This is a genomic window from Flavobacterium sp. GL_143 (assembly GCF_057834355.1).
The window spans coordinates 4,181,031-4,194,256 of record NZ_CM174401.1 but is presented as its reverse complement, the minus strand read 5'-3'; the positions used below and the strand labels follow the sequence as shown (position 1 = coordinate 4,194,256).

Sequence of the window (13,226 nt, the reverse complement as noted above, 5' to 3'; positions counted from 1 at the left end):
CTAAGCGGCTACTTATAAATTATTGATTTATATGTGGCACGCGATTATTTACTAATACCCCAATTATAGTATTATGGCAATTATAAAAAGTAAAATTACACTAGGTACCACAACTAATTTAATCTTTGGATATAACCCTTCTTGGAATCCTTCGTCTGTAGATAATCAAGGCTTGTTTCTGCAAGATAAAAAAGCTTTGAAAGAGCTAGAAATAGATATAAATCCCGATAAAAAACTGGAATGGAATTACCCAATAGTTTCTATTCACGAAGATGCAGAAAATCTTTTAAATGCTCTATTTCCATATCAAATTGATAACCCTAATGATGGTGCTCCAGATGCTGAAGTCGCTGCGGGAACTATGTTATTGCGTGATCAGGATCGCGATGAAGCACTAAAAAAACTTTCTGAGAATCTAGGTTTAGATTTAAAAGCATCAGATACCTCGTATGCTCTTGTTAAGCTAGAACGCTTATCAGCTGCGGCTTTTCATCCTATCAATAAATCTGGAACAATATTACATCCTAATCCGTTATTACCTTCGACAGAATATCAGATTGAGGAAGATTTTCGCAAAAGTTTGATTAAAGTAAGAGCTTCTGATGATGAAAAAGGACAATACAATCCTGCAGAAACGACTTTAAATCAGGCAAATATTTGCATGAAGCATTTTAACGAATGGGGAACTCATTTTGTATCTGGTGTAAATGTGGGAGATATTATTTTTCAGGTGTTTGCATACAATAAAGACTCCTTTAAGAAGGTTTCGGCTAGTTTTTCTAAAAATAAATACACAGATGAAGACTCTGTTAATTTTTGCTATTTTACAACAAATGCCCTTACAGGAGCTTTTGGTTTTGTAAAAGAATATAGTAAACTCATTAGTTTTGGTAATAGCAAACTCTTAGAAAGCGACATCAAAAAGAATCTTTGGCATGATCAAAGATGGTCAGAAACCAATAGTATTTTTGAACCGTTTTTAGATGGAAAAATAAATCTTGCTAACTATAAAGAAAACGCAGTTACAAGATTCAAACTTACAACCTTGTCCGTTTTTGCAGAGTATAACCGCCGCTTGGTAATGAAGCGTATCTTAAAAGGGGCGTTAATCCAAAAATTCACAGATCGTGTTGTTCCTAACTTCGAAAAATATTTCCCGTATGATATTAAGAATGTTATCCCTGACTCCGAAATTCCGGGATTTCTTAGTACAATTGTAACAAAAGACATAAACACGTATAAAGCCAAACTAGCATTGGATGAAATGCAGTTTATAGCCAGTAATAAGGCATTAAAATTTATACTTTGTTCGCAATATCTATATTCAAAAATTGGCACGATAAGCATTCCTGGAAACTATATTAATATACTTACTCAAAGTACTAATATGGAAACTGATAAAGGCGTTGTTGTTTGCAAACTAAGTAAAGACGGTTATAAATCATTTAACCTCAATAGTAAAGTTTTTTATGGCGGAATGGTTGTTACAAAAGACGATTTTACGGAGCATTTTACCATAGTAGACGGGCTAAAATTTATGCATGATACAGCCAAAATACACGGTAGATCTCTTGTATTAATCACAGATGATGTTCGTAAGGAACCTAAAGAAAGTGATGTATTTCCAGATATGGAAGAAAATTTATCTTTTGCTTATTCTTTTGCCGAATCTATTATGGCAGGTTGTACAGATTTTAACGATACGAATCAAAAAAATGCATTAAACTTTGTGGCAGACACGATGGGTTGGATTACCAGTATTCTTCCTCAAGTAAGTAGTAATGCAAATGTGCTAGATTTGAGAGTACGAGCAATGGATAGTGTCCGAAATGCTATGAATCCCGAATATGCTGCTTATGTACCACTATTACCGGCTAAAGAATACAAAAAACATATAGAAACTATTATACAATATTCTGACGGTATTGCTCTTGAGATACAAAAATATCAGGATATTATTGAGGCAAGAAAGACAAAGGAACTAATTATAGATGTAGGTAAATCGCTGAATGAGAATATAATTGAATCGGGTAAATTGCTTACAAAGTTCATTCAGGCAAATGCCGACCAGCAGCGTGATTTGAGTTCTTATTACAAAGAAATTATTACCCAAAAAGAGAAAGAACTCAAAAGCCTAGAAGCTAAAATTGCTACTTTTCAGAAAAATGTTGACAGTCAAAAATCTGATTTGCAAACTGCCGTACTAAATTATAAGCAGGCTGTAAGAGATTGGCAAACTCGACAAGCGATACAATTTGGTCTTGATATGGCGACGACTATTTTTTCCGTAGCTACATCTATTGCAATTCCTGCCAAATCAATCAAAGCTGTAGAGGAATTAGGACTTAAAGTGCAACAGATGCAGAAATTACTTAATATTTTAAATGCATCGTATAAAGTATTTACAACAGGGGTTAAAGGTGTTGAGGAATTGCTAAATGCAGAGAAAGCTCTTAATGAACTAAAAAATGCTTCGTTTTCTATTGAATCGAATCTGACATGGGATGAAATGAGTGCTAATATGAAGCTTATAATCGATTCTGGACCGACTGTACAAGAAAAGAATGATTTGATAAATGCATTCCAAATTCTACTTCTTCGCGGAAAAGCGTTGCTTAGCGCAAAAGATGCAGCAAACCAACTCGCCAAAGATATTTATAATCAGCAAAGATTAAACGTATTGAGCGAAGCGCAGCAAAAAAGACTCGATGGAATAAAAGACCAACTAAAACCGGGTAATATTCCGTCGCTAGAACCGCTTAATCTTGATTTGATTGGTATGACTGCTTCACTTCAATTCTTACGAAATCGTATGTTGAGCATGCTTTCTAAAACGCTGATTTTACAAGATCAGGCACTTCAATATGAGAATCTTCAAGCGCCTACATTAATGACAGCATTTGATTTGCTGAGTTTTAAAGGTACAATTGTCAAGCAAAGTCAGAATACCTTAACTGCCTTGAATTTGCTAAATTCTATTCATCAATCTGTAACTAGTCCGATACGTATTACGGTAGAAGTGCCTGTAGGTAAATTAATCAATGGTAATGCTTATATTCTGGATATTGGTCTTGATAATGTAAATTTTAGCGAATACATTAATTGTCGTGTTAAGTCTGTAGTGGCAAGCGTTGGAACTTCGGTAAAAACAAAAAGTGGTAAATACCTTTTAAAATTAACGTATGAAGGTAATCCGTTTTTTGATCGTGCTCCCAATAGGATTCCGCGTATGTTTAAAACGCCTTCTCGTGAACGTATCTATGAGTATAAATGTGATACTAACACCCCGAATTTTACAGACGGCGGCGATACATGGTCTAAAGCCGTTAGCCCGATTACGCCATTCTGTAAGTGGAACATTAGTTTTCCTAAAACAGAAATTAATAAAGAAATAGAGTTAGAAGATGCATTTGTACCCGTAACACTAGAGTTTGTACTTGAGGCAAGAATAGAGGATCTACCTGGTAGATTATTATTGGGAGTTAAAAAAGGACTTCTTGGTAATGCTCTTACCTCCGCTCCTTCTTTGCAGGATATGCTGGTATTAATGCAAGGAAAAACGGTTACAAATGGTTGGGATGTTGTTTTTAATATGGGGCTTACCAAAATTCAGGAAACCATTAACAAACAGTATGATGAATTAAAAAAAGATAAATCATACGGAGGAAAAATTAAATTAGAGTATCATTATGATGCCACATCTAAAGTAAAAACCTGGGTAAAGTTTGAAGCCGAATATGGATATCCTAAACTCTCTTTTCTTCCCAACAATCCATCCAATGTAAAGATGGAATGCAACATCCATTCTGGAAAGATAACGAAAGGATCACAATACAAATCAGAACCTATAGAATGGGATGAACCAGAAGTATCTAATCCTGGGGCTCTTATTCAAGCACAGATTCCGCTAAGCGAGGCAAAAGGAATTGTAGGATCGGGTACAATTGCAAGCGAGAATGTGTTGAGCGTAATTCTGGACATGTCACAGGGAACTTTTGTACCCAAAAACATTAATATTGAAGGGAATGATGAAAAAGCAAGATTCAACTTGGAACTCATTTCTTATTTTACGCAGAATCCTGTAGTTTTTGTTATTAGCTCAATAGATAAAAGTAAGATTGGTAAAATTAGCGATATGAAACCTAACCAATTTTTATTTAAAACGCTGATTACACGCAATTCTGCTAATCAAATTTTACAGCTTTTCATTATGACTAATGATAGAATTGCGGAAAGTAGTCAAACATTTCTTAATGATTTACCCGAACCTATCCCAATGGGATCAGATGTGAGTATGATTGTAAGTAGTAAAGTTTTATTTGAAAGTGTGTTGCCACAAAGTTTGGATAAATCGGGTTGGCAATTAGAAGGCACTAATCCTAAAGATACTAATAAGTCGAAGGCATGGACGGGAAAGTTTAATCAAGGTGCGCTTACTGCAGAAGTAAATTTAAGCGCTCTGGATAGTAGCTATACAAGTCCTAGAGGTGTTGTTGAAATATCCAAGTATGCTGTTGATGGAGGAATAATTTCTGAACCAATTTCAGGAATGACTTTAACTCCTACTGGAACAAATATAAAATTAGATTTTAATCAGCAGCGCACGCAACATTTTACAGAATATTGGAAAACAATTATTTGGTTCCGTACGGAGTCTGGTACTAAAGACCATTCATCAGATTATACCTTAAATATTTCTGCTTCTATGCCTCTTACCATATCGGGTACTGGCAGAGAACAAAATATTTCATTTAAAATGACTAATCAGGATGTTAAAATTAGCGGGCATCTTTCGGGGGGTGGCCCTTGTGGTTGTGGGAATGATTTGCAGGCATTATTCAATATTCAATTGAACGAACAAATTCCGCCAAAATTAACGAAGCAACTCAATGTAAGTTTTAATGATGTTTCTGTATTTGCATTAAAGAATTTGATTTTCCCGCAAGGAAATTATATTGAATTAAAGGATGTAAATTGCCCAGGAGATTTGCTTATTACGGGTAGTATTATTTAAAAACGGGTCATTTTAAACAGATATAAAAAATTAGATAATAAAAAGAGCCATCTTTTGAATGGCTCTTTTTTGTATTGTAAACAATTTGTTTTAGTCTATACGTTTTACCGAAAGTTTGTCTAAACAAAAGTATGCTGCAGTATTGATTCCGTAAATGGGATCTGAGTCTGTTGAAGCCATTTGGAAAATAAGATATTTAACATCTCCTAAACTAGCTAGTTTAAGAGCTGTTACATCTACCCAGCCTGTTGGCATTACAAGAGAAGTTCCTGTATGATTTGCTAATGTATGTGTAACTGGAGCAGAGATAACTCCACTTGCATCAACACCATAAATTAATAATTCGAAATGATCACCAGAAACAAATTTCTTAGCAAAACCATCTCCATTTAAACAACCATAATAAGGCCACGGATGCATATTAATTTTCAATCCTTTAACTTGGTATGTTCCTGTATTTCCTATTTTTACCCAGTTTGAAAATCCACCTTCAGTAAAAGTAGTTCCTTGTGGATTTTTAGGATCTAAATAACTAGACCAATAAGCTACAATATAAGGATCTCCTGTTGTTCCCGGAGTTCCTGGCGCAATTGTAGAAGAAGTATTAAAACCACTTCCTGCCATAGTTCCCCATTGGTGAGGCACCCAACCATCTGATCCACCCGGAGCAGCGCCAGAACCGTAATCTTTAATATCATTTACGTTAGATACTATAAAACCATCCCAGTAGTTGTATCCCGCAGATGTGGCTGTGTGCGAAAACGTAAATATATCTACATTTAATTTTGTGTTAGATACATAAGTGTTTTCCCAATACTTACCACCAGTTGTAGTGATTCCACTTGCCAGTAAAGAACTCGTTAGATTAAGAGTTGTTGTAGTTCCTATTGCCGGATCAGCAAGGATTCTGCTTGTAGATGCATTTGCGCTGTTTGCTGTTGCATTTGCACCACCATCAATTAAAACATTGTCTTCGTTGCTACAGGACGAAAGTCCTAAAAGTAAACCAACGGTCAAAAAATAAATTACTTTCTTCATTAATTTATAAAATTAGGGGTTAATAATTCTTCTTTAATGTTTTTGCAATAGCATACTTTTTAAGAATATGCAGTTTTAATTATTTGCTTTTTGCAAAATTCAAATCCTCAGCTTCTTTAAAAGAACTTGTTAATAAATCTGAAGCTCCAAGCTCTGTGTATGTTGACACATATACTTTAACAAAATCGATTCCAGGTAAATGCACTTTTTTTCCGTTACTATCTACTGCCCAGCTAATATCTATCGAAGGATCTTTGATACCAGCATAACCCCATTCAAAAGTTCCTACATTAAAAGCTGTTCCTTCTCCATCACTTACATCTTTTACAGGCAAGTATAGTTTTGTTCCTTTTAGGGTATAAGAATCTCCTATCCATTGTGGGTAATAATTTAAACGTCTCCATTTTTTTGTTTTAGTAATAAAGTTGGATGTGTTTTTATTATCTGTCCATTTTAAATATTCTTTATCAAACTGCCAATCGGCTTTGCCTGTTACAGCTGGTTTGGCAGGATCTGGCTTGAAATAAGTGATTTCGTAATTTTTTGTTGTCGTAGATTTATTATGCTCACTCCCTCCTATCTCATACCATTCATTATCATCTGCAATACCGTTTTTATTAGCATCATACGCTACATATACACTTACTGGGAAAACTTTTACAGTAGTACTGTTAGCAACAGTTTGAACTGTAAAATCTCGTTTGCCATAAGAATTAATAACAGTATGATCAAATTTTGTAACAATGTACCCGCCAAAAGTTCCAAGGTTAATATCTTCTCCCTGATTAAGACTTGCCTGAATATTTTCTAAAATTTCAGTTTTAGTAGTAAACTCATAATTATCAAGAGCATAACTTGGTGCTGGCAAATAATCTATAAGCGATAGTGCTTTTGCTGTATAGGTTTTTCCTGTTTCTGAAACTTTAACTTTCGTTGAAGCTTGTTTTACTAATTTATCCAATGTTACAGTAAATTCTACAGCATAATCAGCCGCTTTAGGAGCAATAAATTGTAATGTCTTTGCATCGCTAATAATAGAATCCTTGACAATTCCATCAGTACCGGTTACTTTAACAGTCCATTTGTATTTTGCAACAGCTTCACTAGCGTTTTCAATAACAACTTCTGGATTTATAGTTACTACGCTATATCTTTCTACAGCAAAATTTGGTTCTAATTTTAAAGTAACAGTAGCATTTTTAACGGGTTCAGGTGTTATTTCAGGCTTTGAATCATCATCGTTACTACAGCAATAAAAAGCACCAATAGCTACTAAAATCAAACTATATTTTAAATATTTTTTCATTTTCTTATTCTTTTACTTTTCTTAAATTGTATTTTTTTAATATATGAAGATCTGCTGCTCCTGCGAATCTTGTTGCCATTGATGATTGCTGATGACAAAGTCCCATTGGCTCACTAACACAGTTTACAATTTTTATAAAATTTATTCCCGGTAGATTTGCTTTATTTCCATTTTTATCTACAGCCCAGTCTATATCAATATCAGGATTTACAGCATTTACATATCCCCATTCAGGAGCTTCAAAATTCCATAGTGTAGTTTGTCCGGGACGTAGTGGTGTAAATTTTACATTTAGCCTGGTTCCTTCATATACAGCAGTATTTTGAGTTGCCCAAGCAGGATAATATTCTTTTTTTGTCTTAGATCGTGGTAAATAATACGTTTCAGAATTATTGTTTTCGCAATAAATGTGTTCACGATCTATAAATGGATCATTAGGACCACTTACTACTACAGGCTTTCCTATGGCAGGTTTATGGTATGTAATCTTAAAGTTTTTGGTTGTATTTTCTTTAGTATGCTGGCTTCCTATTATTTCGTACCATTCATCATCATCTGGTTTCCCATTTCCGTTTTTATCATAGGCTACAAATAGTAATCCTGGAGCTGGGGGATTCCCTTTATCGGTTAAATCTCCTCCATAAACTCTAAAATCTTTTTGTCCTGCATTATTAATAACAGTATGATCAAACCCAACAATAATAGATCCTCCAAAACCACCTAAGTCTAATGGATAACCAACACTGGTTTCATTAATCCTGCCTAATGCTACTCGCATTATATCTTCTTTTGTAAAACCAATTTTAAATAAATCATTGGCAAACATTCCGGGTGCTGGATCAAAATCGTAGATTGCTGTTATATAAGGATTGAAATTTTTAGTCTCATTAGTAACATTTACTAGTGTTTTTTTGCTTCCTTTTTTCCCATCTGCTGATACATTTAATGTCAGTTCGTATGCACCTGAGTATAGCGCTATGAATCTTAAATCTTTAGAATTTCCAACAATAGAATCTGTAGTTTTATTAACTGGATTTTTGGTCATTACCCATTGATATGTTGGGTTTGTTGCAGTAGCTGAAGCATTTATATTTAAGACACTAAATGTCCCTATCTCATGTTTTTCTTGAAGTGTAATTGCTATTGTATTCTTAGCCTCGTCTACTGGTTTTGAGTCATCATCATTACTACTGCATCCTATAACTAAGAATGCAAGGAATAATAAATGGGTTAAATTTTTTTTCATGGTTTCTGGTATTATAGTTTTAATTTAAAATCCTTTTTTTTATGGTCTGGTAGGAATATTTTCTCCTAAAAGATGCAAATCTGTAGCACCCATTATTTCGGTAGAAGTTTCTCCTAACCATCCGGCTTGCTGATTAAGTGCATTATAAACTTTTACGAAATCAACTCCTGGCAAATGAATTTTGTTTCCGTTTTTATCTATTGCCCAATCAATATCTATTGCAGAATCATTATCATTGTTTGGGGCATTATCTGCATATCCGTATAAAAATGCGTACTGAACAAAATAGCTTCCTGTTCCGCTTTCATCAACAGCATTATCTGGTAATCTTGTACCTTTAAAAGTGATTTTTTCTTGATCTTTGAGCCATTTTGGCCAATAATCTAAGGAATGATTATAAGCGTTGTTTTGGGCTAAATAACCGTCTTTGCCTTGGTTATCTTTCCAGTATATATATTCTATATCTGTAAATTGTACTGTACCTGTACCACCTCCTGGAACGGGAATTTTATTAGCATCAGGTCTATAATAGGTGATTTCATAATTCTGAACTGTTTTTTCCATTTTATGCCCAGCTCCTTCTATTTCGTACCATTCATCATCCGGAAGTCCATTTTTATTTTTGTCATAAGAAACCATTATAACTCCAGCTTCACTACTCCCACCACGCATATTTTTATCAGGATTAGGATTGGCTTCTGCCCAAAAAGCATTCCCTAAAACTCTAAAATCGCGTTTGCCTTTTACGTTTACAATTGTATGATCGAAACCAAAAACTATATAACCACCAAAGGCTCCTAGCGAAATCAGATCTCCGTTTTTCTTGGCTAGATACGTATTAGCTCTGCTTAAAATTTTATCATACGTTTCACCGTCATTCGCTGCAGGCAGATCATTTATAAATTGTCCCGGAGCAGGTTTAAAATCAAATACTTTGGCAATAAATGTTTTATAATCCTTAGCTTCTTTGCTTACGTGTACTTTAATTTTTTGTGTTTGTGTATTTCCATTATCAGTTATAACTACTGTAAGTTCATACGTTCCTATTTCTGTTGCTGCAAATAAGGCTTCTTTTACGGTGTTGTTTGCCAAAGAATAATTGTCTGATGGAGAATTTGTTACACTCCAACTATAAGTTGCATTTGCGCTTACGGTACTATTTACAGTAATTGGTACTATTGTAGCTCTTTGCGCATTGTACTCATTGTTACCAATACCACCTGTTGGCGGATTGCTATTATCTGCACCATCGTCGCCACTGGAACAATTGGTTACCAATGCTGCTGCGAGTAAAAGCAATAGCGTTCGGAAGTGTTTTAAAGATTTGTTATACATGATTTTACTATTTTAGTTTTTGGTTATAAAAGCAATATGTGCAGGTATATTTCCTGCTGTAGTTTTCCATTTTAATTTTCCATCGGGTGTAAAGCAATAGATATAGCCTGTTACGACATAATTTTGTGCATCGGTGATATAAATTTCTTTGGTTTCGGGATTTACCTGTAGTCCGTAAGGAATCATTATTTGTTTATCTGTACCGTCTGTGATTATCTTATCGCTTATTATCTTTTTGGTTTTAGTGTCTAATATTCCGTAGGTTACTTTATTACTATTAGTAAGATAGCTCCAGGATACACTATAGAAATAGAGTAAATCATCTACTAAACACATTCCTAGAACCGGAATATCGAGTTGCATTTTTTTCTCATCCGTTTTGGTATCAATTACAAAAAGATTTGATGGTGTATTGTAATAATCTCCTCTGGAACTCACGTAAATATCTCCTCTACTGTCTATTTGCATACTGTAAAGATTTATACCTACATCTATTTTTTTTATTTCGGTAAAAGTCTCAAGATCAATCACAGATACGGTTCTGTCATAATTAGGAACTCTGTAACCTCCTGAGTTTGCTACATATAATTTTCCGTTGCTTACCACCATTTGCTCTGGCTGATAACCTACATTTACTTTTCGTTTTATTTCTAATGATGTGGTATCAATTTCAGCCACAAAACCTATCTCTGCGTTAGGATCTATGGCTACAGGACCAGAATAGGAACTTACATAGGCTTTGTTTTTATAAAAAGCTACATATCGGCAATTAGGAATATCAATTTTTTTGATACGTTTTGCTGACCATTTATCGATTACTTCAACTTTATTAGAACAGTTTATTACAGCATAAACTTTATTACCATAAATTTTTACATCGTTACCTACATCACCTAGTTCTTTTATAACTGTAGGATTTCGTTCCGAATAAATATCGGTAGTATAGTTTCCGGTTCTGTAATTAAATATATCGATGCTTGCCCGGTTCATCCCCATATTTCCTTCGTTAAGCAGATAAAAACCTTCTATCTTGCCATCACTTCTTGGGGCAGCAACGCTTTTATCCGAAGACGGAAAAATGGTTTCTTCTTCTCTACAAGAAGCAAAAGCAAGAGCTATAAATAAACCGAGGATTAATTGTGTAGTTATCTTTTTCATAGCGCAATACTTATTATAAATTTCATTGTACGTCCCGGCATCGGATAATTGTATATAACCTCATACTGCTGATTAAGTACATTGTTTACCTCTATTGTTCCTTTTATTAAATATTTGCTTAAAGCAAAAGACTTTTGTACCGCTAAATCGTGTGTGTACCAAGGCTGAATTTCATTGATTTTGATATTGTTGACATTACCATTATATCGTTTTCCTACATAAACAAAACTGTAGTTAAAATTCCAGGTTTTATAATCAGCATTTAATATTCCAGAGCCGCTATGCCACGGAGTATAAGGAATCTGATCTCCGTAAGAAGACAATTCTAAACCTGCAAATTTTGTATAATCCCTACTTTCAGAATAAGTGTAGGTAAGATTCGTAGCTAAGTTTACATTACCAATATGCATTCCTATATTAAGTACCGATTCTATACCTTTTCCTTTTACTTGTCCCATATTGGTCATCATCCAGCGGAATAAATTTCCTGTTGGAGCTGCTACAATTTTATCTTTGGTATTGGTATAATATCCATCAACCTGAATAGAAAGTTTGTCTAAAAAAGAATTATTTACTGGTAAATTATAAGTAAACCCAACATCGTACTGGTTCATATATTCGGGTCTCAAAGTACTGGATCCAACCATGGTATAATACAAGTCATTAAAAGTGGGCATCCTGAAAATACGTTTTGCAAATGCTCGTAAATTAAAATCGTAGTCTTTAAATGGTGTATAACCAAGGAATAATGCAGGAGTAAACTCTTTTTTGTCCGGAGCTTTTGCGTTATAGCGCACTTCTTCCTGAACATAAGTACCAACAACACTACCTAAAGCTTTAAATTGCCCAAGTCTGAAGGAACTTGCCAATGAAAAGAATGCTGTATAGCGTTGCGGAAATGAAAATTGAGTTTGTATCCCTTTTCTTGTAGCATTTAGTTTATTGTATTGAAAATCTGTAGATAACGAAACATCCCATGTAGGCAATATGTTGTACATATTTACTGCCGAGAAATATATTTCCTGTTGGTAATAACTATCATCAGATTGTGCTCCTTCGGTTACTGTTTCGCCTAAAATATGGGTTGTATCTCTGGCAACATAATGCGTGTAATCGTAAGCGTATTTTGCCTTTGCCTGAAATTTGTATTTTCTTGTAAAATCCTTTACTATAGATGCCTGAGTGAAGAAATTCTTGTCGTATTGTCTAAATCCGTCAGAAAACTTATTTTCGACAATTGCCCCAGGTGCTCCCCTATCTGAGTCGTAATAATAAACTTTGGCATCCCAGGAACCGTTATTTATTTTTCCGAAAAGCCCAGATTCAAATCTGAATGCTTCAATATCACTATTATGTCTTGTGGCAGTAGTATCGTAGGCTACAGTACCATCCTGATTGTTTCTTTTGTACCTGAATTTATATTCACCGTTAGATTTTATATATTCAGAACTTACGCTCATGCTTACTTTATTGCTCAGCTTTTGTTCCCATCTAAAAGACGGATCAAAATAATTTATGGTCATGGTTTTAAACCGCACCAATAAATTAGTTTTTTTATTCCCTTCAAAAACGGGACGTTTGGTTCTTAAATAAATGGTAGATGCAGCTGCAAAGTCTTTTGCTGACTGAAAGATTTCACTTTTCTGACCGTTATACATGGTAAGAGATTCCATGTCGTCTAGGGAATACTTACCTAAATCTGTAACTCCGTTTTGCGCATTACCTAATTGGATTCCATCATAAAAAACACCTACGTGGTGCGTTCCCATATTACGGACATCTACGGTTTTAAGTCCGCCAAGACCACCATAATCTTTAATCTGGACTCCGGCAAAATAACGAAGCGCATCGGCAACATTATGACTAGCAAGATTTTCTAGTAATTTCCCCGAAAGACTTTGCACAGGAATTACTTCCTGGTATGGTTTTGCCTTAAGAATTACTTCTTTTAGTTTGCGAATACTATCATTAGTTGCTTGCGAATGAAGCAAAAATGGAGTAAATAAGATAAAAACGAATAAAAGCTTTTTGTTTGTATTATACATCACTAAATAAATTATAAAAACTTTTCGCGATGTAATAATCAAGAAGCATAATAAGAAAGTCCCGCTATAAAATAACAGGCTAAT

Annotated in this window: 7 protein-coding genes; 1 reads left to right on the top strand and 6 read right to left on the bottom strand. The window is 34.4% G+C overall.

Going from position 1 to position 13,226, the window contains the following annotated elements:
- Positions 1–73: 73 nt before the first annotated feature.
- Positions 74–5,014 (top strand): hypothetical protein, encoded by a 4,941-nt coding sequence (locus tag AC3IPI_RS17740; RefSeq protein WP_489154582.1) that lies wholly within the window; start codon positions 74–76, stop codon positions 5,012–5,014.
- 90 nt (positions 5,015–5,104) lie between these two features.
- Here AC3IPI_RS17740 and AC3IPI_RS17735 read toward each other — a convergent pair whose 3' ends face one another.
- From AC3IPI_RS17735 to AC3IPI_RS17710, 6 genes are all read right to left on the bottom strand, one after another.
- Positions 5,105–6,052 (bottom strand): DUF4465 domain-containing protein, encoded by a 948-nt coding sequence (locus tag AC3IPI_RS17735; protein WP_052250143.1) that lies wholly within the window; start codon positions 6,050–6,052, stop codon positions 5,105–5,107.
- 79 nt (positions 6,053–6,131) lie between these two features.
- Entirely contained in the window at positions 6,132–7,358 is a 1,227-nt protein-coding gene (locus AC3IPI_RS17730) for a hypothetical protein (RefSeq protein ID WP_489154580.1), read from the bottom strand.
- A gap of 4 nt (positions 7,359–7,362) precedes the next feature.
- Positions 7,363–8,604: a hypothetical protein gene (locus AC3IPI_RS17725; protein ID WP_489154578.1), complete on the bottom strand. Its 1,242-nt coding sequence runs from the start codon at positions 8,602–8,604 to the stop codon at positions 7,363–7,365.
- 39 nt (positions 8,605–8,643) lie between these two features.
- Entirely contained in the window at positions 8,644–9,939 is a 1,296-nt protein-coding gene (locus AC3IPI_RS17720; RefSeq protein ID WP_489154576.1) for a cell surface protein, read from the bottom strand.
- Between the two features lie 12 nt (positions 9,940–9,951).
- Entirely contained in the window at positions 9,952–11,097 is a 1,146-nt protein-coding gene (locus tag AC3IPI_RS17715) for a YncE family protein (protein ID WP_489154574.1), read from the bottom strand.
- Entirely contained in the window at positions 11,094–13,142 is a 2,049-nt protein-coding gene (locus tag AC3IPI_RS17710; protein ID WP_489154572.1) for a TonB-dependent receptor, read from the bottom strand. The genes AC3IPI_RS17715 and AC3IPI_RS17710 overlap by 4 nt, the downstream gene beginning before the upstream one ends.
- Positions 13,143–13,226: the final 84 nt, after the last annotated feature.